16 protein-coding genes are annotated in these 24011 nt (G+C 73.2%); 9 read left to right on the forward strand and 7 right to left on the reverse strand.

Annotated features, from left to right (window positions below; genetic code table 11):
- Positions 1-490: 490 nt before the first annotated feature.
- The 3 genes from mobF to ACEQ2X_RS23140 all read right to left on the reverse strand — a co-directional run bounded on the left by mobF (position 491) and on the right by ACEQ2X_RS23140 (position 7521).
- A complete protein-coding gene (mobF, locus tag ACEQ2X_RS23130; protein ID WP_370328250.1) occupies positions 491-3985 on the reverse strand; it encodes a MobF family relaxase in 3495 nt (1164 codons plus the stop codon).
- Positions 3986-4535: 550 nt separating this feature from the next.
- Positions 4536-5216: an MBL fold metallo-hydrolase gene (locus tag ACEQ2X_RS23135; protein WP_370328251.1), complete on the reverse strand. Its 681-nt coding sequence runs from the start codon at positions 5214-5216 to the stop codon at positions 4536-4538.
- A gap of 61 nt (positions 5217-5277) precedes the next feature.
- Positions 5278-7521: a cell wall-binding repeat-containing protein gene (locus ACEQ2X_RS23140; protein WP_370328252.1), complete on the reverse strand. Its 2244-nt coding sequence runs from the start codon at positions 7519-7521 to the stop codon at positions 5278-5280.
- A 120-nt stretch (positions 7522-7641) separates the two neighbouring features.
- Between ACEQ2X_RS23140 and uvrA the strand changes: the two genes are divergently transcribed.
- Positions 7642-10524, forward strand: coding sequence for an excinuclease ABC subunit UvrA (gene uvrA / locus ACEQ2X_RS23145; protein ID WP_370328253.1), 2883 nt, complete (start codon positions 7642-7644; stop codon positions 10522-10524).
- Between the two features lie 64 nt (positions 10525-10588).
- Positions 10589-11980 carry an NAD(P)/FAD-dependent oxidoreductase gene (locus ACEQ2X_RS23150; protein ID WP_370328254.1) on the forward strand — a complete coding sequence of 464 codons (1392 nt, stop codon included), beginning with the start codon at positions 10589-10591 and terminating at the stop codon, positions 11978-11980.
- 225 nt (positions 11981-12205) lie between these two features.
- Here the strand turns inward: ACEQ2X_RS23150 and ACEQ2X_RS23155 are convergent, their stop codons facing one another.
- From ACEQ2X_RS23155 to ACEQ2X_RS23165, 3 genes are read right to left on the reverse strand one after another with little or no spacing between them, the layout of a single operon-like run.
- Positions 12206-13837, reverse strand: coding sequence for a lysylphosphatidylglycerol synthase domain-containing protein (locus tag ACEQ2X_RS23155; protein ID WP_370328255.1), 1632 nt, complete (start codon positions 13835-13837; stop codon positions 12206-12208).
- Positions 13834-15393 (reverse strand): hypothetical protein, encoded by a 1560-nt coding sequence (locus ACEQ2X_RS23160; protein ID WP_370328256.1) that lies wholly within the window; start codon positions 15391-15393, stop codon positions 13834-13836. Before ACEQ2X_RS23160 ends, ACEQ2X_RS23155 begins: the two co-directional genes overlap by 4 nt.
- Positions 15390-16349: an NAD-dependent epimerase/dehydratase family protein gene (locus tag ACEQ2X_RS23165; RefSeq protein ID WP_370328257.1), complete on the reverse strand. Its 960-nt coding sequence runs from the start codon at positions 16347-16349 to the stop codon at positions 15390-15392. Before ACEQ2X_RS23165 ends, ACEQ2X_RS23160 begins: the two co-directional genes overlap by 4 nt.
- A gap of 131 nt (positions 16350-16480) precedes the next feature.
- Between ACEQ2X_RS23165 and ACEQ2X_RS23170 the strand changes: the two genes are divergently transcribed.
- The 3 genes from ACEQ2X_RS23170 to uvrC all read left to right on the forward strand — a co-directional run bounded on the left by ACEQ2X_RS23170 (position 16481) and on the right by uvrC (position 20170).
- On the forward strand, positions 16481-16681 hold the full coding sequence (locus tag ACEQ2X_RS23170; protein ID WP_370328258.1) for a hypothetical protein: 201 nt from the start codon (positions 16481-16483) through the stop codon (positions 16679-16681).
- A gap of 1 nt (position 16682) precedes the next feature.
- On the forward strand, positions 16683-18074 hold the full coding sequence (locus ACEQ2X_RS23175; protein WP_370328259.1) for an amidase: 1392 nt from the start codon (positions 16683-16685) through the stop codon (positions 18072-18074).
- 89 nt (positions 18075-18163) lie between these two features.
- Complete coding sequence (uvrC, locus tag ACEQ2X_RS23180; protein WP_370328260.1) at positions 18164-20170, forward strand: excinuclease ABC subunit UvrC; 2007 nt, start codon at positions 18164-18166, stop codon at positions 20168-20170.
- On the opposite strand, the gene ACEQ2X_RS23185 is transcribed toward uvrC, so the two are convergent.
- Entirely contained in the window at positions 20157-20807 is a 651-nt protein-coding gene (locus tag ACEQ2X_RS23185) for a cupredoxin domain-containing protein (protein ID WP_370328261.1), read from the reverse strand. The genes uvrC and ACEQ2X_RS23185 overlap by 14 nt on opposite strands.
- A gap of 73 nt (positions 20808-20880) precedes the next feature.
- Here ACEQ2X_RS23185 and rapZ point away from each other — a divergent pair, with 73 nt between their 5' ends.
- From rapZ to ACEQ2X_RS23205, 4 genes are all read left to right on the forward strand, one after another.
- Positions 20881-21741, forward strand: a complete 861-nt coding sequence (rapZ, locus tag ACEQ2X_RS23190; RefSeq protein ID WP_370328262.1) for an RNase adapter RapZ — start codon at positions 20881-20883, stop codon at positions 21739-21741.
- 5 nt (positions 21742-21746) lie between these two features.
- Positions 21747-22664, forward strand: coding sequence for a uridine diphosphate-N-acetylglucosamine-binding protein YvcK (gene yvcK / locus ACEQ2X_RS23195; RefSeq protein ID WP_370328263.1), 918 nt, complete (start codon positions 21747-21749; stop codon positions 22662-22664).
- Positions 22665-22670: 6 nt separating this feature from the next.
- Positions 22671-23573, forward strand: coding sequence for a DNA-binding protein WhiA (gene whiA / locus ACEQ2X_RS23200; protein WP_370328264.1), 903 nt, complete (start codon positions 22671-22673; stop codon positions 23571-23573).
- 140 nt (positions 23574-23713) lie between these two features.
- Positions 23714-24011 (forward strand): glyceraldehyde 3-phosphate dehydrogenase NAD-binding domain-containing protein (locus ACEQ2X_RS23205; RefSeq protein WP_370328265.1); only part of this gene is annotated, 298 nt, incomplete at its 3' end.

A 24011-nucleotide genomic window follows, 5' to 3' on the forward strand; every position in this document is an offset into this window, starting at 1 on the left:
GAGGCGTAAGACACCCCGAATCGTCGTCCAGACCGTGCGCGTCGCTCGTGAGGCCCTCCCGCCGCGCTGACCAGCGACTACGCCCACCCCGCGGCCGTCACCGGCCCACACCTTCTACAGGAGGCGCTGAATTGCGACCTTTCCTTGTACGAGGTGGCGTTGATGGTGACGGAATAGCGCGAACCCAGATAACAGTACCGGAGCGGATAGGGGAAAGGAACAGTCGCCGTAGTATCGAGCAAGTGCATGCGGCGCTCTCTGCGGGAGAGGCTCTACTTCGAGGAAGGGGCTAGGGAGCTTTCGCGCCTAGTGCTCGGCGATCAGTCCGCTGCCAGTTCCGGTGCTTCGTCGCGCCCCGTACGCGACTTATGTGGACGGCATCCTGGGACCACCCGTTGTCAACAACTCGTGAAAGGGGTGGTCCACAGGCCGCGCCGTCTCTGCAAACGATGGGTTTAGCAGGATTGCGCAACTTATGCGCTCCCCCCTCTCACAATGACCGACCGAGCCCGGGTGAGTCTCGCTGGACTGGTCGGCGCGACGCTGTCCTCGCATCCAGCGCGCGGATCTGTCGCAGACGGTCAAGGGCCTCGCGGACTCGGCCGGCATCGGCCCTCTGCATGTCGCTGACTGGATCAGGACCGAGCGGGTTCGCGGTGGTGATGTCGTAGCGGTCGCGGTACGCGGCAACGGTGGTCGCGGTGCGGACCCAGCAGTCGCGGCCGTGCCATTGTTGAGGTACGCGTCCGAGGTGGCGGATCCAGGGTTCATGCCGGGCGATCGCGGTCTGAACGAGTCCACTGGCGCGCTGTTCGATTAGTTGTTGGCGTTCGTCGAGGGCGGTCCGCATTGCGGGGGTCATGGGACCGGCAGCCGTGGGGATGAGGCCGGCGATCATCTCGCGTGGTTGCCGCTGGTGGCGTGCGGCGAGGCGGGTGGTGGCGGTGGTGATGCGATGGTGGAGGACTGCGGCGACCTGGTGGGCGTTGTCGAGCTCGCGGGCGTCGACGAGGTTGGGGAGCAGTTCCTCGAGGTCGAGATGGTGAGCATCGGCGTGACGCAGCGCGGCTGCGAGGGGTCCGAACGCGTCGGACGCGAGGACTTGGTTGGCCTGGTCGCTCGTGAGGCCGCAGCCTCGGATGAGATTCGTCCAGCGGTCGTGTTGGGCGGTGGCGGCGATGGTGTCGTACTCCGCGGCGAGCTGGGTAATGCCTCCCCAGCGGTCCTGCTCGGCCCGCAGCGTCTCGTGGGCGGACCGTTCCGCACCGACCCGGCTGAGCACGCCGGTGAGCACTCGCCGGCCCGTGACGTTGTCGCCGTCGTCCTGGTGAGCCTCGAGGTCGGCGCTGTCGGTGATGGCGTAGGCGCGGTTCGAAGCCCGACCGCGCGTGAGGGCGACGTACAGCGTCTCGCGGGTCATCGCGGGGGTGACGATGGCGTGGGCGGTGTCGACCGTTGCGCCCTGGGCGCGGTGGGCGGTGACGGCGTAGCCGAGCTCGACGTGCTCTGCCACGTAGTCGGCCGGGAGTTGAACGCTGCCGCCGTTACCCAACACAGCGAGGGCCCCGTCGGGGAGGATGGCGCTGATGGTCCAGCGGTCGCCGTTGCGGACCCATCGGCCGGAGGCGTCGGTGAGCTGCCGGTGGTTGCGGCGGGTCACGATGGCGTCGCTGACACCGGCGAGCGTGCGGTCGTGCAAGCGGATGACTATGGACGGGTCGACGTCGCCGGTCGCGACCCGGTCGTCATGGGCACGCGCGTTAAGGGTGGTGACGTGCTCGCGGGTGGGTGCGATGAGGAAGCTGGTCTTGCCCGAGGCGAGGTCGGCCTGCCAGGCGGTGTACGCGGCGTCGAACATTGCGTCCGTGTCGCCGTCGAGGAGTCGGCAGTGCTGGTCGTAGGTGTCGAGGACCGCTGCGTTCCCGTCGCGCAGCTGTAGGGAGGCGTGCTTCTCCCAGTCGTGGTGGAATCTGCGGACGTCGCTGAGCTCGGCGACGTCATCGCGGTCGGTCGCAAGCAACCTGAACGCGCCGCCGGCGTCAACGGCGGCCAGCTGGGCGGGGTCGCCTAGGAGGAGCAGCTTCGCGGCGGCGTCGGCGGTGGCGGTGGCGATGCGGTGCAGGGTGTGGGTTCCGGCCAAGGAGGCTTCGTCGACGATCACCAGCTGGCCGGCGCGGAGCGCGACACGGCAGCCCGCGAGCTCGTGGAGCCACTTCGCGGGGGTCTCGGCCTCTACCTCGAGGTCGGCGCCGAGCACTTCGGCCGCCGCGGCGGACGGCGCAAGGCCGACCACCGTGCCGGCGCCGTAGAGGTGCTCCCAGGCTGTGCGGAGGGCTCGCATGGTGGTGGTCTTGCCTGCGCCGGCTGGGCCTACGAGGACGTCGACCACCCGGCCGGAGGTGGCGACCTGGGCGATCGCGGCGACCTGGTCGTCGCCAAGCCCGTCGGCGTGGTGGGCCACGGTGACGGCAGGGACCTGCGGCGCATTCCGTGCCCGCGACAGCTGGAGCAGACGGTCCTCCGCCGCGAGGAGCTCGGCGGAGGTGAACGCCTCCGAGTGGCGCGGCCGGAGCATGCTCGTGCCGTCCTCGCGCCGCAGCTCCGGCGGGACTGCTCCGAGCTCCGGCGGGGTGAGTAGCACCGAGGCACGCTCCGCGGCCCGGACGACGCTCGCGAGGATGGCCTCGCGGTCGTGCAACGAGGCGAAGCGGACGCCCATGAGCTGCCGGGTGGCTTCGGCGTGCAGGTTCCACCTGCGCCACGTCGACCGCCGCTCGCCCACCACCTCGACCACGGTGGCGGCGATCCCCTCGACGGTCGCCGGCGACAGGTCGCCCGCGCGCAGTCGTTGCTGTGACCTGCCGCCCAGGACGTGCGTCAGCCAGGCGGCGGGGGAGTGGCCATGCGTCTCCGCTGTTGTCCGCCAGCGGTCGGTAAGGTCCGAGAGCGAGTGCAACGACTTGTCCGGCCGGGTCGCCAACGTCGCCTGCTGACGGAGCTTCAAGACCGTCGTCGCCGACGGCTGGTGGCCGTGGGCGGCGACGTAGTCGGCGATCAGCTGCTCCTTGGCCACGTCGATGTCGGCGGTGCGGGACGAGAAGACGTCGAGGAGCTCGTTGGGGATGCCGGCGATCTCCCACGCCGGGTTGCGATCGGCGCCGCGGTCCCGTTGGGTCCAGACGACGCCGAGTGCGGTGGTGAGTCGGTCGGCGAGGACGGCGTTGTAGTGCTCGGACAGCGCGACCATGGCCGCGTGGACCGGGCGGCCGTCCAGGGCGCGCCACCTGCCGTCGAGGACGGTCTTGGCCTTGTTGGCGATGACGACGTGGGTATGGAGTTGGGGGTCGCCGGCGCGAGAGTCGTAGTGGTCGAACGCGGCCGCGATGACCCCGGCCACGGGGACCTGGGCGACCGCACCGTCCGGCGCCCTCGCGCCCATCCGGGTCGCGGCGACCTCGCGCTCGAGCAGGTCGATCACGTCGGCGATGGCGGCGTGGTGTGCGTCGATGACCTGGGCGCGGGTGTGCTCGTCGGCGAGGGCCCAGAGCACCGAGACGGACTTGGGGACGCTGAAGGTCAGGTCGAACCCGGCCACCGCCCGTCGGCCACGCCGCTTCCCCTCCTCGGCCTCGATCCGTTCGACGGCGGCCGCGCGGGCGTCGTCGTCCAGGTTCGGGTCGAGCTCGGCGACGCGGTCGGCGATGCGTTCCGTCGGTGAGCGGTACTTAGGGTAGGCGCGTCCCAACGGCTCGGCTGTGAGCGGGTCGCGGCCCTGGCCAAGGAGGCGTGCCACCTGCTCCTCGGTGACCACACCGCCCGCTCGCAGCTCCCTGCGGCCGAGGGCCGGCAGTCCTGAGCCGAGCCAGCGGCCCGGCGGGCAGCCCTCGACGGGGTAGTAGTCCGCCAGCCCGCGTCCGGGCCCACGGACGGCGTCGCCGACGGCGACGGAGTCGAGGAGGTAGCGGTAGCCGGCGCCCGCGGACATCACCCGCATCGACACCGTCACGGGACCCACCCGGTCTGTGGAGTCACTGACATCCGACCTGCCGCCTCCCTGCCGTCCTCGTGTGCAAGACGTGTGTCCTGGTAGACGGGGGAGAGGGGCCCGTTGTGTCAACGACTTTCGATCCGGCGCGAGTTCGGGGCTGGCGAGATTCGCTGACACAAGACGGGGGCGTGCGACGTCGGAACGGGCGCGATGGCGACGACTGCGCAGGAGACGGCGGCCAGGAGCGATCCGGTCAGCGTCGACCTGCGGGGCGGAGCAGCCGGACGCACAGACCGCCCGATCTCACGGGACGCCGCCGACGACCCGACCGCCCACTACGTCAGGCGGGTCGTCGAACGGGCCCCTCCGCTGACGCCAGACCAGCGTAGGACCCTCGCCGAGCTCTTGGCGCCGGTCGACGACTGACCGGGGCCGCGACGGGCCGGTCGCCGGTCTGGATGTGCACTTCGACGCGGTGGAAGGGGCAAGTGCACATCTGCGGGGTTCTACGGCCGCCGGGGCGCCCCCAAGCACCCGCGGCTCAGCCTCACCAGCCGCGCTCGCGCCACTCCTCGAGGTGCGGTCGCTCGGCGCCCAACGTCGTATCGTCCCCGTGGCCCGGATAGACCCACGTCTCGTCGTCCAGGATGAAGAGACGCTCGGTCACGGAGCGGTACGCTGTGTCGAACTCCTCGGGACTTGTGGTCCGACCAATCCCGCCCGGGAAGAGCGTGTCGCCCGTGAAGAGGTGGCGGTCGCCCAGCAGGACCGACGTCGATCCCGCCGTGTGGCCGGGTGTGTGGATCAGCCGGACGGAGGCCTCGCCGAACCGCAGCGCCTCGCCGTCCGCGACGTGGCGGTCGGCTTCGCGGTCGACCATGTCCGCGTCGGCGGCGTGCACCACCACCTCCGCGCCGGTGGCCTCCGCCACGGCGTCCAGAGCCTGCCAGTGGTCGTGATGGCCGTGCGTGGTCATGATCGTGACCACCCGCACGCCGGCCTCCGGGCCGGGCTGGTCCGCCCGGCCGATCTCTTCGAGCAGCCGCTCGGCGTCGTTCGCGGCGTCGATCAGCAGGGCCTCGCCCGCGCTCACCAGCAGGTAGGCGTTGTTGTCCATCGGGCCGACGGAGAGCTTGCGGACCTCCACGTCGACGCCGCCGGGCAGGGACACGGTGCGGATGGCCGTCGCGCCGCCGGGCTCGACGTGGCCGTTCTCGGGGTAGCTCATGGCCCGGTTCTACCCGACGCCCCCGGCGGTCACCGGGGGCGTCTGCTGCTGGACCCCGCGATCAGCCGTCCGTCAACGACACCAGGAGCGCGTCGACCGAGCTCTGGGCCACGCTGTCCGCGGTCTCCACGACGACCAGGTCCTCCACCAGCCCGGCGAGGGACGCGATCAGGTCGTTCGTCGATCCGGCCGAGCCGGCCAGGTCGTCACCGTCGACCATGGCCATGACCTGCCCGGCGGCCGCGGCGGCCGGGCCGGCGACGAGGGCCTCGACGAACGTCTCACCGTCGACCAGCCACGGCTCGTTGACCCGCAGCCCGGCGCCGCGGGACGCCTCCACCACCGCCGCGCTGGTGCCGTACCGGTTGTCCCCGGCCAGCCGGACGTCCGGTGCGATCTGGTCGCTGATCACGTCGGTGCCGCCGACCGCGGCGGTCGCCGGGTCGCCCAGTGCCTCGAGGGCCGCGGTGGTCTCCGCGGGCACGCGGTCCTGCTCGACGAGCAGGATCGGCTGCAGGCTGAACGCCGACAGCGCCGACACCGCGACGGAGTCCGCGAACCCGCCGCCGTTCGCGAGGAACACCTCCGCCGGCGGGGCGCCGGCGGCCTCGGCCAGCGCGGTCGCGATGGCCGCGGCGGTGCCGAACCGGTTCGTCCCGGCCACGCGCGCCACGGTCATGCCCGCGTCGGCCAGCCCCTGCTCGACCCCGTCGGACAGCGCGGCCGTGCCGCCGAGGAGGGTGACGTCCGTCACGCCCAGGCGCCGCAGCTCGGCCAGCACGTCGGGCGACAGCGCCTCGACCGGGTTGAGCAGCAGCGGCGCGCCGAGCCCCCCGGCCAGCGACGCGCCGGTCAGGCCGTCGGCGAAGTCGTCGGCCCGGGCGATCACGGCGGCGGGCGAGGCCTCCCAGCCCTGGCTCACCGCGATGGACGTGGCGACCGGGTCGGCGCCCTCCACGGTGATGGCGGTCGGCGGGTCGCACTCGGGCATGCCCGGCCGGGTCTCGGACGTCCAGGCGCACCCGAGGTCGCGATCGGCCACGACGGCGTCGTCCAGCAGGTCCTCGCCCTCGGGCCGCTCGCCCGTGGTGATCCACGTCACCAGGTCGCCGAAGGCCGTCACCAGCTCCTCCGGGGTGAAGTCGCAGTGCCCCGCGGCGCGGACGGTGCGCTGGACGAGGTTCTCCGACAGGCCGTGGTCGGCGACCTCCTGGGCGTAGATCCGCTGGTTGAGGAGGGGCACGAACAGGTCGCCGGTGGTGTGGAGGGACAGGACGGGGATCTCCGGCTCGCCGTCGATCACGGCGAACGGCGCGGGTGCGTCACCCTCCACCCGGGGCACCAGCGCGTTGAGCGCCTCCTCGACGGGGGAGAGCTCGCCCTCGGGGTGGTTCGGGAACTGGTAGACGGTGTCGGCGTTGTCGTAGGCGTCACCGGCACCGACGGGGGTCTCGAGGCCACCCGACAGCGCACGGCCGTACAGCGCCTGCAGGAAGGGGATCGTCGGCCCCTCACCCGGGTCGATGGCCGCGTCGACGTTCCAGAAGCGCAGCGACTCCTCGAACGTCGGCCGCTCGCCGCCGCTCAGGTGCTCGACCACGTCGGCGTACTGCACGCCGCCGGGCGTCCTGAGGCCGGTCTGCAGGCCGAGGATCGCGGAGATCTGCTGCGCGGGGCCCTGCAGGTAGGACAGGTCGCCGGGGATCGGCACCTCGACGCCGGCCAGGGTGCCGCCCACGAGGTTCACGTCGGCGAAGTAGTCGAACAGCGCGAGGTCGCCCATCACGCCGCAGGCCGGCAGGGCCCCGACGTAGGCGTCGGGACGGCGCTCGATCGCGGCCCCGGTGATGTGCCCGCCCATGGAGAACCCGTGGACGATCGTGGCGGTAGGCTCGTCTTCGCCGGTCAACTCGGCGAAGCGGGTCCGAAGGGCGTCGGTCTCCTCGATCGAGGAGTCGATCACGTACCCGTTCGCCGAGTAGCTCGAGGCGGCCCACGCGAAGCCCTGGGCGATGAACAGGTCCCTCAGCGGCGGGGGCTGGACGATGAGATCGGCCTGCTGCGGACCCACGAAGCCGTGGGCGTAGAGGACGAGGGTGCCGTTCCAGTCGTCGGGGACCTCGATCTGGTACCCGGAGTCGGCCCCGTCGACGGTGAGGGTGCCGCTGTAGGCGGTGGCGCCCTCGCGCGCCTCGAAGGTCGGATCGGCGACGACGTAGTCGGGCGGCTCCTGGGCGGCGGCCGGAATGGCGAGCAGACCCAGGAGCAGGAGGATCGTGGCGGCGGCGGAGATCAATCGGCTCATATGCCCTGGGACCCTCGATGACCCGAGTCATGTCGACCCTGTACCGATGGCCGTTGTCCGCACCCGAGGTGGCCCTCTGACGGTGGTCGTGTCGCACCCGCCGGGTAGCGTTGGGCCGTCGTGAGCGCACCACACCAGACCTCCGCTCCGGCATCGGTCCTCCGCGTGGCCGGCGCCCGTGAGCACAACCTCAAGAACGTGTCGCTGGAGATCCCACGCGACGCCCTCGTCGTGTTCAGCGGGTTGTCCGGATCCGGCAAGTCCAGCCTGGCCTTCGACACGATCTACGCGGAGGGGCAGCGACGGTACGTCGAGTCCCTCAGCGCCTACGCGCGCCAGTTCCTCGGGCAGATGGACAAGCCCGACGTCGACTTCATCGAGGGGCTCAGCCCCGCCATCTCGATCGACCAGAAGACGACCTCGAAGAACCCCCGCTCGACGGTCGGGACGATCACCGAGGTCTACGACTACCTCCGCCTGCTGTTCGCGCGGATCGGCAAGCCGCACTGCCCCGAGTGCGGACGACCGATCGAGCAGCAGTCCGCCGAGCAGATCGTCGACCAGCTGGAGTCGCTGCCCGACGGGGAGCGGTTCATGGTCCTCGCCCCGGTCGTGCGCGGCCGCAAGGGCAACTACACGACCCTGATGAAGGAGCTGTCCACCAAGGGCTTCGCGCGCGCCCGCGTGAACGGAGAGGTCGTCGACCTCGCCGACCCCCCGGACCTGGCTCGCTACGAGCAGCACGACATCGAGGTGGTCGTCGACCGCCTGGTCGCCAAGCCGCACATCCGCCGGCGGTTGAACGACTCGATCGAGCAGGCGCTGGCCCTGGCGGACGGGGTCGCCGCGGTCCTGACCGTGCCGCGGGAGGGTGAGGGGGAGGGGGAGTACACGATCTTCTCCGAGCACCTCGCGTGCCCCTACGACGGGCTGTCCTTCGACCGGCTCGAGCCGCGGTCGTTCTCGTTCAACACCCCCTACGGCGCCTGCCACTCCTGCGACGGGCTCGGCATCCGCAAGGAGGTCGACCCCGAGCTGGTCATCACCGCCGAGGACGACTCGATCGACGACGGGGTGCTGATCCCGTTCTCGACCGGTCCGCAGCAGCGGTACTTCTCCCAGGTGCTGAAGGCCATCGCCGCCGAGCGCGGGTTCAGCACCCAGACGCCGTGGCGGAAGCTGAAGGCCCAGCACAAGCGGGCGCTGCTGCACGGCGTCGGCGGCAAGGTGCACGTCAGCTACACCAACCGGTACGGCCGGAAGCGCAGCTACAACGCGTCGTACGAGGGCGTGATCCCGTGGCTGCAGCGGAAGTACGCCGAGACCGACTCGGACTACCAGCGGGACAAGATCGAGGAGTACATGCGGGAGGTGCCCTGCCCCACGTGCAAGGGCGCCCGGCTCCGTCCCCTCCCCCTCCACGTCCTGATCGACGGCCGGTCCATCGCGGACGTCTCCGCCATGTCGATCGCCGACGCGCAGGCGTTCTTCACCGGTCTCGAGCTCGGCACGCGCGACGCGATGATCGCCGAGTCGGTGCTCAAGGAGATCAACGAGCGGCTGCGGTTCCTCCTCGACGTCGGCCTCGACTACCTGACGATGGGCCGGTCCGCGGGGACGCTGGCGGGCGGCGAGGCGCAGCGGATCCGGCTGGCGACCCAGATCGGGTCGGGGCTGGTCGGGTGCCTGTACGTGCTGGACGAGCCCTCGATCGGCCTGCACCAGCGGGACAACGAGCGGCTGATCGACACGTTGGTGCGCCTGCGCGACCTGGGGAACACCGTGATCGTCGTCGAGCACGACCGCGCCACGATGGAGGCGGCGGACCACGTCGTGGAGATCGGCCCCGGGGCGGGGGAGCACGGCGGCGAGATCGTGCACTCCGGATCGCTCGCCGACCTGCAGGTGAACGACCGGTCGATCACGGGCAAGTACCTGTCGGGGCGCCTCGAGATCCCGGTGCCCCCCGAGCGCCGGCGGCCCAAGCGGGGCCACGCGATCACGGTCAGAGGTGCGCGGGAGCACAACCTGCAGGACGTGACCGTCCGCTTCCCCCTGGGCGTGTTCACCGCCGTCACGGGCGTGTCGGGCAGCGGCAAGTCGACGCTGGTGAACGACATCCTGAAGGCCGGCCTGATGCGGCACGTGTACGGCTCGCGGGTCGTGCCGGGTGCCCACCGCCGCATCGACGGGCTGGAGGACGTCGACAAGGTGGTCGGCATCGACCAGTCACCGATCGGGCGGACCCCGCGGTCCAACCCCGCGACCTACACCGGTGTGTTCGACCACATCCGCAAGCTGTTCGCCGCCACGCAGGAGGCGAAGATGCGCGGGTACCAGCCCGGGCGGTTCAGCTTCAACGTCAAGGGCGGGCGGTGCGAGAACTGCAAGGGCGACGGGACGATCAAGATCGACATGCAGTTCCTGCCGGACATCTACGTGCCGTGCGAGGTCTGCAAGGGCGCCCGGTACAACCGCGAGACCCTGCAGGTGCACTACAAGGGCAAGACGATCGCCGACGTCCTCGACATGCCGATCGAGGAGGCGCTGGGGTTCTTCACCAACCTGTCGGCGATCCGGGCGCACCTCGAGACCCTGGTCGACGTCGGCCTGGGCTACGTGCGGCTGGGACAGGCGGCGACGACGCTGTCCGGTGGTGAGGCGCAGCGGGTCAAGCTGGCCAGCGAGCTCCGCAAGCGCCAGACCGGCCAGACCGTCTACATCCTGGACGAGCCCACGACCGGTCTGCACTTCGAGGACGTCCGCAAGCTGCTCGAGGTGCTGCACCGGCTGGTCGACAAGGGCAACACGGTCATCGTGATCGAGCACGACCTCGAGGTCGTGAAGACCGCGGACTGGATCATCGACCTCGGACCCGAAGGCGGATCGGGAGGCGGCACGATCGTCGGCGAGGGGTCGCCGGAGCAGATCGTCGACACCCCGAACAGCTACACCGGGAAGTTCCTGGCGCCGCTGCTGCAACGGGAGCCGATCGCCAGCTAGTAGGCGTCCCAGCTGCGTGGGCGGCGTTGGCGGGTGGCCGCCGACGTCCTACCGTTCTGCGACGATGTCACCCCGCCCGATCGAGCGCAGCAGCGACGTCGTCGTGGTCGGCGGCGGCCCGGCCGGGCTGGCGGCGGCCCTGTTGGCTGCGCGGCGCGGCCGGTCCGTCGTTCTGGTCGAGGCGTCGTCACGGCTCGGCGGGATGGCGGCCAGCCCGACCGTCGGCGGTCAGCGCGTCGACCTGGGCAGCCACCGACTGCACCCGAGCGCGTCCGGGCCGACCCGGGCCCTGCTCGACGAGCTGCTCGGCAGCGACCTGCAGGTCCGCCCCCGCCACGGGCGGCTGCACCTCGACGGCCGCTGGGTCGGGTTCCCCCTGCAGGTCGGGGACCTGATCCGGTCCCTCCCCCCGGCCACCGCGGCCCGGATCGGTGGGGACCTGCTGACGGGGGTCGTCCGTCGCGAGCCGGCCGACGCCACCTACGCCGACGTGGTCGCCGCCCGCCTCGGCCCGACCGTCCTCGACCGCTTCCACGGGCCGTACGCCCGCAAGCTCTGGGGGGTCGGGCCGGAGGAGCTGGCCGGCGAGCTCGCCCGCCGCCGCATCGCCCTGCGCGGCATCGGTGACGTGATCGGCCGGTTGCGCCGCAGCGCCACCCCGACCGGCCGGACCTTCCTGTACCCGCGGCTCGGCTACGGCCAGATCGTGGACCGCCTGGCCGAGGCCGCGGTCGACGCCGGGGTGGAGGTCCTGCTCGAGACCGCCCCGCTGGCCGTCACCCCTGACCGCCGTGCACCCGTGATCCACACGCGCGACGGCGGCCGGCTGGCGGCAGGGCGTGTGCTGTGGACCGCCCCACCGTCAGCGCTGGTCGCCGCCAGCCCGGGGGTGGCCGACACCACCCCGGCGCTGGTGCACCGGGGGGTCGTCCTCGTCTACCTGGTGCTCGACCAGCCCCGGTACCTGGAGTGGGACGCCCACTACGTCCCCGACCTCGAGGTCCCGTTCGTCCGGCTGAGCGAGCCCAAGGGCTACCGCGACGGACCCGACCCCGCCGACCGGACCGTCCTGTGCGCCGAGGTGCCGGCGACGCCGGGGGACGCGACGTGGCAGGCCGCGGAGGACCAGCTGGAGGGCGCCGTCCTCGAGGGCATGGGCCGCCTCGGCCTGCCCAGCCCCTCCCCGGTCGAGGTCCGCACCATCCGGCTGCCCCGCGTGTACCCGCGGTACGACAACGCCGGCGCGGGCCGGTTGCGGGATCTGCTGTCCCGCGCCGAGGCCGTCGACGGGGTCACGCTGCTGGGCCGTCAGGGCCTGGGCGTGGCCGACAACCTCCACCACGTCATCGACATGGCCCGGTGGGCGGTCGAGGCGCTGGACGGCCCCGACGGATGGGACGAGGCGGCGTGGCGGCGAGCCCGCAGCCGCATCGACGCCCACGTCGTCGAGGACTGAGCTCCCAGCCCTGTGTGCCCCGGCCCCGTCCGCCCGACTTTCGGTGCACTGACCGGGGTCACCCTCCGGCGTCGGAGCGTGGGTCGAGGCGCTGACCTGCCGTTTCCCGACTCTCGGTGCGCCGGAGTTGCCCGCTGAACGGCGTTAGGTGCACTGAGAGTTCCCGGGGACGCCCAGGGGGAGGGCCCAGAGGGCCAGTGGGGAGGGGGAGGGGATCAGCGCCGGTCAGCGGGACAGCGTTGCCGGTTCCGGGTTCAGCTGGCGCCAGACCGTCGGGACGACGCGGCGCAGGTACCGGCCCAGCCGCACGAACGAGCGGCCGGAGGCGCGGAAGGCGTAGGTGATCGGGACCTCGACGTAGGTGAACCCGCGCCCGACGAGGTCGATCGTGAGGACCTGGGCGTAGTTGTAGTCGTGCGGGATCACGGCGGCGGCTGCCGCGGCGGGGGAGAAGGCCCGGTAGCCCGACTGGCCGTCGGTCACCGGCTGCCGCACGGTCCAGCGCACCCATCCGGTCAGCACCTGGTTCCCGAGCCGGCGGTGGGGTCGCATGTGGTGGATCGTCCCGGCGAACCGGCTGCCGACGACGTAGTCGGCGGTGCCGTCCAGGATCGGGGAGACCAGCGCCTCGAGCTCTGCCGGGTCGTACTCGCCGTCGGCGTCGCAGAAGGCGACGGCGCTGGCCCCGACGGCGGTCGCGTGCGCCAACCCGGTGCGCACCGCGGCTCCCAACCCCCGGTTTACCTCGTGGCAGATCACCGTCGCACCGGCCGCTCGTGCCCGGGTCGCCGTGTCGTCGGCGCTGCCGTCGTCGACCACCACGACCTGCACCGGCCGGCCGGCGACGGTCGCGGGCGTCCGGGCCACGACCGCCGCGACGCGCGGTCCCTCGTCGTGGGCGGGCATGAACAGCACCACCGGTCCGTCGCCGGTGGGGCAGGGAGAGGGGCGCGGGGGACGACGGCGCGGCAGGCGGAGCCGGCCCCAGAGCCCCGGGCTCGGGAGGGCCGTCGACACCACCCCGGCCACCAGGGAGTACGCCGTCTTCAGCGCGTGGATCGCCAGCGCGGCGGCGATGGCACGGCCCGACGGGACCCCCACGGCGACCAGCGCGGCCGTCGCCGCCGCCTCGTACGACCCGAGCCCGCCCGGTGCCAGCGCCACCAGCTGCGCCGCGATCGCCGCTGCCAGGACCACGACCGCGTCCGCCGCCGACGGCCGCACGCCGAACCACGTGAGGACCTGCCAGACGAGCACGGCCTCTGCAACCCAGGCGAACGTCGTCAAAGCCAGCACGACCGGGCCGGGCGGGCGGATCCCAGCGCCCGCGCGTCGGCGCCGCACCGCGACCCACACCGCGCCGGCACCCGCGAGGGCGACGACCAGCGCCACGCCCGCGCCGGCAGGACCGAGCAGGTCCGCGACGACGGCCGGTCCCGCGACCACTCCCATCACCAGCAGCGACACGATGTCGGCGGTGCGCAGCGCCACGGTGGACGTCGTGGCATCGGCCGGGTTGATCCCCGCCCGGCGGACGACCGACAGGATCCGCAGGGGCTCGCCCAGCCGGAACGGCAGGACGTGGTTCCCACCCAGCGACACGTGGATGGCCGCGAGGGCGTGGCCGAAGGACAGGCCCGGCAGGGTCCGCTGCCAGGCCACGGCCCGCAGCGCGAACGCGGTGCCGAACGCGCCCACGGCCACGACCAGTCCGACCAGGTCGCCGCGCGCCGCCGTGACGCCCGATCGCAGGGCGTCGACGTCGACGGTGGCCACCAACCCCGCGACCGCCACGCCGGTGGCCACGACCGCGAGGACGGCCATCGCCGGTCCGCCGAGGCGCCGGATCGTCCTCACCGCACCCCCTCCCCATCGGTGTGTCGGTACGCCGGCCCACCTGACGGGTCCACCGACACAGTGGCGCGTCCAGGACCGGTGTGTCGGTACGCCCGCCCACCTGACGGGTCCACCGACACAGTGGCTCGTGCCGGGTCGGCGTACCGGCGGGCCGCGCGGATGGCCAGAACGGCCGTCGCGGCGAGCAGCACAGCCCAGGCAGCTCGCACGACATCCGCGACCATGCCGCCGGCCAGGCCGTCAGGTGCCAGGACCGCCAGCAGCCGGTACGGCGGCGCGGAGGTCTCGGCGAAGTCGACGATGAGTGTCCGCGCGCCGGTGGACGCCTCGACGGCGAGCCACAGCCAGTTGACCACCCCGGCCACCACGCCTGCTGCGACCGCCACGGCGATGGCTCGATGCCGGTCGACGAGCCCGCACAGGGCCAGGGCGGCGAGGGGCAGGACCACGACGACCTGACGGCCCGGCACCCACCAGCCGTGCATCGTGAGGGCGACGAACGTCGCCACCAGCCACCCCACAGCGAGGGGTGCGACGACCAGCCACCGGTCGGGCTGGTCGCGGCGGGCCACCAGCCAGGCCACCGCGGCCGGGGCGACCAGCCACGCCGGGTGCCAGACCCCGATGCCGAACGCGCGGTCGACGAGCAGGCCGACCAGTCGACGGGCACGTCCGACGTGGTCGGGGTCGACGCCGACGACCGACAGCTCGCCGCTGTCGACGAAGTGGTCGCCGGCGGCGTACACGGTCCAGCCGCCGTACACGACCTGGTGGGCCACCAGGTAGGTCACGCCTGCGAGCACCAGCCCCGCAGCGCTCCACCCGAGCACCCGACGGTGCCCACCCCGCCACAGCCGCCAGGCGGCCAGCGCCGCCAGCACCGCGGCGACCGGCACGTACTTCACCGACAGCCACGGCAGCACCACCACGCCCGCCACCGCCAGCACCGCGGGCCCCGCCACCCCCGGGGCAACCGCCGAGCGCCGGGACGCCATGGTGGAGACGGCCGCGACCACGACGAGGACGGCCAGCGCCGCCGGCACCTCCGGGTACACCTGCGTGCCGTACGGCGCCAGCGGCATGCCGGCGAACGACCCGGCGGTCACCCACCCGGCCGTGCCGGGCCGCACGCGGAGCCGACGGATCGCCAGCCACGCGGTCAGCGCCGCCGTGAGACCAGCCAGCAGCGCGAGGACCCCCTTCGCGGCCACCCACCCGCCGACCCCCATCGCCGGCGCGAGGACCAGCGGCAGCAGGGGGTCGTGGGGGCTGAGGTGCGCGCCCCCGGGCAGCGGGGTCGTCTGCGGGTCGACCGGGATCTCGTGGTACGGCGCGTACACCTCGGCCGCGAGCTCGTCGGCGATGTCGAGGTCGCCGTCGGACGCCAGGCTGTCGGCCGTCAGCAGGTAGTACGGCTCGTCGCCGCTCGTGCGGGCACCGTAGGTGGCCCGCGCCCCCAGGCCCGCCAGGGCGGCCGCGGAGGCGACGACGGCGGCGAGGACCACGGCGGCGACGACGGCCCGCCGGTCCGGGCCGCCCGCGGGGCCGGTGCTCACGAGGCCAGCGGCACCGGTAGGGCCCGGCCGGCCTGCCAGCGCAGCTGGTCCGCCAGCCCGTCGGCGAGCGGCACCCGCGGCGCCCACCCCAGCAGCTGGGCGGCCCGGTCGATCCGGGCGGCGGTCCGGGCCGGGTCACCCGGGGTGGCGGGCACCCGACAGGTCGGCACGGGGTGGCCGAGGGCGACCTCGCAGGCCGCCAGCAGCTCGTCGAGGGACACGGGACGGCCGCTGCCCACGTTGATCGTCGTGCCGGGGTCGAGCGGCGCCCGCAGCGCCGCCGCCGTGGCAGCCACGACGTCGTCGACGTGGGTGAAGTCGCGGACCTGCCGTCCGGCGCCGCGGACGGGGAACGGCGGACCGCCCAGCCCGGCGCGCAGCATGCGGTGGATGGCCATGTCCGGTCGCTGCAGCCTCCCGTAGGCGGTGAAGTACCGCAGGGACACCACGCTGAGGCCGCGGGCGGCGTACGTCCCGGCGAGCAGCTCCATCGCCGCCTTCGTGGCGCCGTAGGGGCTCACCGGAGCCAGTGGCCCGTCCTCGGCCACCCACCCGCCGCGGTCCCCGTACACCGAGCTGGAGGAGGCCATCACGACCCGGGGGACCCCGACCTCGAGCGCGGCCTCCAGCACCCGCTGGGCCAGGCCGACGTTGCCGTCGAGGTGGGCCGCGAACCCGGTCGACCAGCTGGTCTGCACCCCCGGCTGCCCCGCCAGGTGCACGATCCCGTCCGGCGTCCCGCCGTCCGCACGGCGCAGGAGGGAGACCAGGTCGACCGCCGCGAGGTCGGCCACCACGACCTCCGCCCCCTCGCCCGCCAGCAGGTCGGCGTTCGCGCGCTGGCGGCGGGTGGGGAGGCGGTCGACGACCACCACCTCGTCACCCGCGTCCAGCAGGTGGCGGACCAGGTTCGTGCCGATGAAGCCGGCGCCACCGGTGACGAGGATCCGAGCCATGCCGGGACCTTAGGGCAACCTAACCTCTCGGGGCAAGGCGGGCGTCCCCGGCGCCCGTTGACCGGCCAGTCAACGCGTCCTAGGGTCCCGCTCGCCGGACCCGTCCCCGTGCTCACGACCAGGAGACCGCCATGGACCACCGACCGCGCTCGTTCGAGGGGGAGGCGCTGGACCACGCGCTGCAGGTCGCGCGCCTCGACCTGCCTGCGGATCGCCGCCCGCAGCTCGCGGCCACCGCGGAGGGCATCTACGCGCTGATCGACCGCCTCGACGCGGTCGAGCTCGGGGAGACCCCGCCGGCGACCGCCTTCGACGCCCGCTGGGAGGCCTGACGTGCAGCCCTGGGAGCTGTCGCTGACCGAGGCGGCGGCAGCGATCGAGGCGCGGGACCTCTCGCCGGTCGAGCTGACCGAATCGGTGCTGGCCCGTGCCGCGACGGTCCAGACGGCCACCAACGCCTTCGTGACGGTCACCAGCGACCTGGCGCGGAAGGCCGCCAGCACCGCCGAGCGGGAGATCGCCGAGGGGCGCCACCGCGGTCCGCTGCACGGCATCCCGTTCGCCGTGAAGGACCTGTTCGACACCGCGGGGGTCGCCTCCACCTCCAGCTCACGGGTGCGCGCCGATCACGTCCCCGACGACGACGCGGTGATGGTCGCCCGGATGCGGGACGCCGGCATGGTCATGATCGGCAAGACCCACACCCACGAGTTCGCCTACGGCGGCTTGACCCCTGAGTCGCGCAACCCCTGGGACACCAGCCGGATCCCCGGCGGCTCGTCGGGGGGTTCCGGCGCCGCGGTCGCCGGCGGCGCGTGCACGGTCGCCACCGGCAGCGACACGGCGGGTTCGATCCGCATCCCGGCCTCCTTCTGCGGGACCGTCGGCTTCAAGCCCACCTACGGCCGGGCATCCCGACGAGGGGTCGCGTCGCTGTCGTGGTCGCTCGACCACGTCGGACCGCTGACCCGCAACGTCACCGACGCCGCCCTGGTCATGGACGTCGTCGCCGGGTTCGACCGGCGCGATCCCGCGACCGTGGACGTGCCGGTGCCGAGCCACGCGGCCGGCATCGACGACGGGATCGACGGGCTGCGGGTCGGGGTCCCCACCAACTGGTTCTTCGACCACGTCGAGCCGGCGGTCGAGCAGGCCGTGCGGCGCGCCATCGGCGTCCTCGAGGACCGGGGGGCCACCCTCGTCGACGTGACGATCCCGCACGCGGACGAGATCATCAGCGCGGAGTGGGCGATCCTGCTGCCGGAGGCGAGCGCCTACCACCGCCAGGACCTGCGGGCCAAGGGCGAGCTGTACACCGACGACGTGCGCCTCCTGCTCGAGGTCGGCGAGCTGGTCCTCGCCACCGACTACATCACGGCGCTGCGCGTCCGCACGCTGATGCAGCAGGCGTGGGCGGCGATGTTCGCCGACATCGACGTCCTCGCCGCGCCGTGCATGGTCATGCGCGCCCCGGCGGTCGGCCAGGCCGACGTGACGTGGCCCGACGGCCACACCGAGGACATCACCACCGCGATCGTCCGGCTCACGTCGGCCGGGAACCTGACCGGGCTGCCGACGCTCTCCCTCCCCGTCGGCGTCGACGACGACGGGCTCCCGCTCGGCATGCAGCTGATGGGCCGTCCCTTCGACGACCCGACCGTCCTCCGCGCCGGCCGCGCCTACGAGGTGGCGAGCGACACCGTCGGACGGATCGCGCCCCTGTAGGCCGCCCCTGTAGGCCGCCGCCCCCGCCCCTCGCCGGCCCCCCGCCCGAGGGGCAACGTCGCACCGGGCTGGCAGGATCGGGGGAAGCGATGGCGACGACCTCACGACCGCGGAACCCCGCGCTGGACTTCCGGCCCGACCCGGGGACGATCCCGACGGATCCGGGGTGCTACCTGTGGCGCGACCGGCACGGCCGGGTCATCTACGTCGGCAAGGCGAAGAGCCTCCGCAGCCGGCTGTCGAGCTACTTCCAGGACGTCGGCCAGCTGCACCAGCGGACCCGCGCGATGCTCGAGACGGCCGCCAGCGTCGAGTGGATCATCTGCGGGTCCGACGTCGAGTCGCTGCACCTCGAGTACAACCTCATCAAGCAGCACCGGCCCCGCTTCAACGTCCGGTACAACGACGACAAGTCCTACCCGTACCTCGCGGTCACGCTGGCCGAGGAGGTGCCGCGGGCGATGGTGCGGCGCAACCCGCGCCACGACGGGACCCGCTACTTCGGCCCATACGCCCACGCCTACGCGATCCGCGAGACCCTCGACCTGCTGCTGCGCATCTACCCGGTGCGGACCTGCTCGAAGGGCGTCTTCGACCGCCACGCCCGGGCCGGCCGGCCGTGCCTGCTGTTCCACATCGGCAAGTGCAGCGGTCCGTGCGTCGGCGAGGTCACCCCGGAGGAGCACCGCGACCTCCTCGACGGGCTGATGGCCTTCATCGAGGGCGACACCGACGGGGCGACCGAGGAGCTCGAGTCCCGCATGCGGACCGAGGCGGAGAAGCAGAACTACGAGGCGGCCGCCCGGATCCGCGACCAGCTGCGGGCGATGGAGACCGCCCTCGCCAAGCAGGTGATGGTCACCGGCAAGAAGGAGGACTTCGACGCGATCAGCTGGCACGCCGACGACCTCGAGGTGGCGTTCCAGGTCTTCTTCATCCGCCGCGGGCGCGTCGTCGGGCGCAAGGGCGCGACCGTGGACCGGGTCGAGGACCTCGACATGGCCGAGCTCCTCACGCGCTTCATCGTCCAGGTCTTCAGCGAGCGGGTCGCGACCGTCGGCGGGGACGCGGCGGGCCGCGAGCCGCTGACCGCGACCGCGAAGGGCGGCGCCGACGGGTTGGTCCACGAACCGGATGCCGCGACCACCCAGGTGGTCGGCAAGGAGGTGCTGGTCCCCGAGCTGCCCGAGGACGCCGACGTCCTCGAGGAGCTCCTCGCCGACCTCCGCGGCTCGAGGGTCGCCATCCGGGTGCCCCAGCGCGGCCCGAAGCGGGAGTTCCTCGACACCGTCCGCGGCAACGCCGAGGAGGCCTTCCACCAGCACCGCCTCAAGCGCGCCAAGGACTTCAACGCCCGCTCCCAGGCCCTCCGCGAGCTGCAGGAGCACCTGGGCCTCGAGCAGTCGCCCCTGCGCATCGAGTGCTACGACATCTCGACCCTGCAGGGCACCAACTCCGTCGCCTCCATGGTGGTGATGGAGGACGGCCTGCCCCGCAAGAGCGAGTACCGCCGCTTCAAGATCCGCGGCGTCGCCGGCCAGGACGACTTCGCGATGATGCACGAGGTCATCACCCGGCGGTTCAGGCGCTACCTCGAGGAGCGCGACGCCCCGCTGGAGGACGAGTCCGGACGGCCGCGCAAGTTCGCCTACCCGCCGAACCTCGTCCTGATCGACGGTGGCAAGGGGCAGCTGAACGCCGCCAAGCGGGCCCTCGACGAGCTGGGGGTGGAGGGGGTGGAGCTCGCGTCACTCGCAAAGCGGATGGAGGAGGTGTTCCGTCCCGGCCGGTCGGAGTCGATCATGCTGCCCCGGTCGTCCGAGGCCCTCTTCCTGGTCATGCGCATCCGCGACGAGGCGCACCGCTTCGCGATCACCTACCACCGCAGCCTGAGGGGCAAGGAGATGGTCGAGTCCGTCTTCGACGACATCCCCGGGGTGGGGGCGGCGCGCCGGCGGGCCCTGATGACCCACTTCGGCACGGTCAGGGCGGTCCGCGAGGCCACGGTCGACGAGCTCGCGGAGGTCGACGGCATCAGCGACGGCCTCGCCGGACGGATCCACCAGGCCCTGCGACCGGGGGTCAGGAGACCGTGAGGGTCCCCTCCATCCCCTCCTCGTAGTGGGTCGTGCCCTCCGGGGTCACCACGATGCAGAACAGGGTGTACTCGCCCGCCTCCAGCTCGTAGGTGGCGTTGCAGGTCTGCCCGGGGCCGAAGGCCTCCAGCTCGAAGGCGCCCGCCTCCTCGAGGGCCGCCTCGTCCGGGACCCCGTCGTCGGTGAGGGGCACCTCGCCACCGCCGGGGAGGAACGCCAGCTCGTGGGGCTCGTCGCCCTCGTTGGCGACCTCGAAGGTGACGACGCCCGCGTCCACCTCGACGTCGGCGGGCTCGAAGGCGTAGTCCACGGCGGTGAGCTCGACGGTGGTGTCCGTGTCGCCCTCGAGGTCGGGGGCGACCGGGACGCACTCGGCGTCGGACACCGCGGTCGCCGACCCGCTCGCCGACCCGGACGCGCTCGCCGACCCGGACGCGCTGGCCGACCCGGACGCGCTCGCCGACCCGGGCGCGCTGGCCGACCCGGACGCGCTGGCCGACCCCGACCCGCTGCCGGACTCCGCCTCGCTGTCGAGGTTGCGGACCTCCGCGCCGTCGTCGCTGCCGCAGGCCGCGGTGGCGAGGACGAGCAGGACGGCGAGGGCGACCGCGTGGACGCGGCGGGATGTGGAGCGCATGACGGGGAAGGTAAGGCTGACTTCACCCATCTGGCAAGTCCCGCCCGCAGAGCAACCCCGTAGGCTCGGGACGATGCAGCCCACCATCGCGATCATCACCGGCATGTCCGGGGCCGGGCGGACCACCGCCGCGAAGGTCCTCGAGGACATCGGGTACTTCGTGATCGACAACATGCCCCCGCAGCTGCTCGACTCCGTCGTCGAGCTGGCCACCGGCCCCGGTGCGGACGTGACCCGGATCGCCCTCGTGATCGACGTGCGCGGCCGGCAGTTCTTCGGCGACCTGCGCCAGTCGGTCCGCTCCCTCGAGGAGCGCGGCCTCAGCGTCCGCGTGCTCTACCTCGAGGCCTCCACCCAGACGATCGTGCAGCGCTACGAGGCGGGACGCCGCGTCCACCCCCTCGCCGGGGAGGACCGGATCCTCGAGGGGATCTCGCGTGAGAAGGAGCTGCTGAGCGACCTGCGGGCCGAGGCGGACCTCGTGATCGACACGACCCGGCTGAACGTCCACCAACTGCGGGACAAGCTGGTCGACGCCTTCGGCGACCCCGGCGACACGGTCATGGTGACCAACCTCGTCAGCTTCGGCTTCAAGCACGGCACCCCCCGCGACGCCGACCTGGTGTTCGACGTCCGGTTCCTGCCGAACCCCCACTGGGTCCCCGAGCTGAAGCCCTACACCGGCCTCGACGAGCCCGTTCGCGACTACGTCCTCGGCCAGCCCGAGGCCAAGGAGTTCCTCGCGCACCTCCTCCCTCTCCTGGATCTGGTGGTGCCGGCGTTCCGCCGCGAGGGCAAGCGCTACCTGACCATCGCGATCGGCTGCACCGGCGGGAAGCACCGGTCGGTCGCCCTGGCCGAGGAGGTCGCCCGCCACCTGCGCGGCCTCGGCGAGGCGGTGCAGGTCAACCACCGGGACCGGTCCCGGGAGTGACGGCGGTGACCGACCGCATCGTGGCGATCGGCGGCGGTCACGGGCTGGCGCGGACCCTCGAGGCGCTGGTGCACCTCGCCCGCCGCCCGACCGCGATCGTCACGGTCGCCGACGACGGCGGGTCGAGCGGACGGCTGCGCCAGCAGCACGGCATCGTCGCCCTGGGCGACATGCGGATGGCGCTCGAGAGCCTCGCCGGCGACCGGGACCTCGCCGACCTCTTCGAGCACCGCTTCGCCGACGGCGAGCTGCGCGGCCACGCGGTGGGCAACCTCGCCCTCCTCGCGCTGGTGGAGCGCCACGACGGTGACGTCGTGGCGGCGGTGGCCGCGGCCGCGCGCCTCCTCGGCTGCCAGGGCGCCGTCGTCCCCTGCACCACCGACGACGTGACCCTGGTCGCGGAGGTCGACGGCGCGCCCGTGGAGGGCCAGGTCGCGATCCAGACCACCCCCGGCCGGCACCGCGCGGTCTGGCTCGAGCCGCGCGATCCCGCCGCCTGCCCGGCGGCCGTGGCGGCGATCGAGGCCGCCGACGTGGTGCTGCTCGGCCCGGGCAGCCTCTACACCTCGATCGTGCCGAACCTGCTGGTGCCCGGGATCCGCGCCGCGCTCGAGCGCAGCCAGGCCCGGCTCGCCTACGTCGCGAACCTGACCGGCCAGCTCGGCGAGACCGGCGGGATGGACCTGCAGGACCACGTCGACGTCCTCTGCGCGCACCTCCCGACCGCCGCATCGCTGACGGTCGTGGCCCACCGCGGCCCCGCGCCCCGGGGCTCCGGGGCGCCGCTCGGGGTGGCGGTCGACCACCCGCAGGTCGCGGCGGTCATCGCCGACGACCTGGCTGCCCGGCGCGAGGACGGGACGGTCGTCGCGGCGCACGACCCGGCGCAGCTCGCCAAGGCGCTCCACCAGCTGGAGGCGTAGACCCCGGTGGCGAGCCTGACCCGACCCCTGCGGGAGGAGCTGGCCCACCGACCGGCGCCAGAGGGTCGCGCGCGGGTTGCCGAGACCGCCGCGATGGTGCGCTTCGGCGGGTCGCTGCGCCTGCGCGGAGGCGGTCCGTCCCCCCAGGTGTCGGTCGTGGTGCGCTGCGCCCAGGGCTCCGTCGCCCGGCGGCTGCGGACGGCCCTCATCGAGTCCTTCGGCCTCCACCCCGGCCTGGCCCGCGACCAGGGCGGCAACCTGGCCGGCTCCGCGGCCTACCTCGTCGAGGTGGGCCACCCCGCGCTCGGCCCCCTCGGCATCCTGGACGACGGGGGCCGACCCCGTGAGGGGACCGGACCGCTCGCCGCCGACCACCGGTCCGCGTACCTGGCCGGGGCGCTGATGGTGGCGGGCCGGCTGTCGGGCGCCGGCGCCCCCGTGCACCTCGAGGTCGCCGCCCCGGGCGAGCGGACCGCCCACGACCTGGGCGCGCTGATCGGCGCGGCGGTCCACGGCACCCGCGTGGTCGTCAAGGACGGCGACGCGGTGACCGAGCTGCTCGGCGAGGTCGGCGCCCGCGAGACCCTCGCGGCGTTCGAGGAGGGGCGGGTCCGCAGGGACCTGCGCCGCCAGGTCACACGCAGCGTGAACGCCGACCGGGCGAACCTGCGCCGGACCGCGGACGCGGCCGCCGCCCAGATCGGCGTGGTCGAGCGGCTCGTCGCGGCGGTCGGCTGGGACGGGCTGCCCGAGGACGTGCGCGCCACCGCGCTGGTCCGGGTGGCGAACCCCGAGGCGTCGCTCGCGGATCTCGGCGCGCTGCTCGACCCTCCCGTCGGCAAGGCCACGGTCCACCGCCGGCTCCAGCGCTTGGAGGCGCTGCTGGCGACGTTGGCGGCGGACACCTGAACCCCAGGGCCGTACGGCCCGGTGTTTGCTGGACGAAGGGGTCGGTCAGGGTCAGAGGAGGTGGGTTACCCTCCGCCTGCACACACCCCGGCGCCCGCACCACGGTGGCGCCCCCACGAGCTCAAGGAGAGCGACACGTCATGACCCTCAAGGTCGGCATCAACGGCTTCGGTCGGATCGGTCGGAACTTCCTCCGCGCGGCCAAGGAGCAAGGCCAGGACATCGACATCGTCGGCATCAACGACCTGACCGACTCGGACACCCTGGCGCACCTCCTCAAGTACGACAGCGTCCACGGCCGCTTCGACGGGACCGTCGAGGTCCGCGGCGGTGACCTGGTCGTCGACGGCGACTCCCTGAAGGTCCTCTCCGAGCGCGATCCCGCCTCACTGCCCTGGGGCGACCGCGGCGCCGAGGGCGGCCTCGCGGCGCCGGGCC

The sequence above is a fragment of the Euzebya sp. genome (genome assembly GCF_964222135.1).
GTDB lineage: Bacteria > Actinomycetota > Nitriliruptoria > Euzebyales > Euzebyaceae > Euzebya.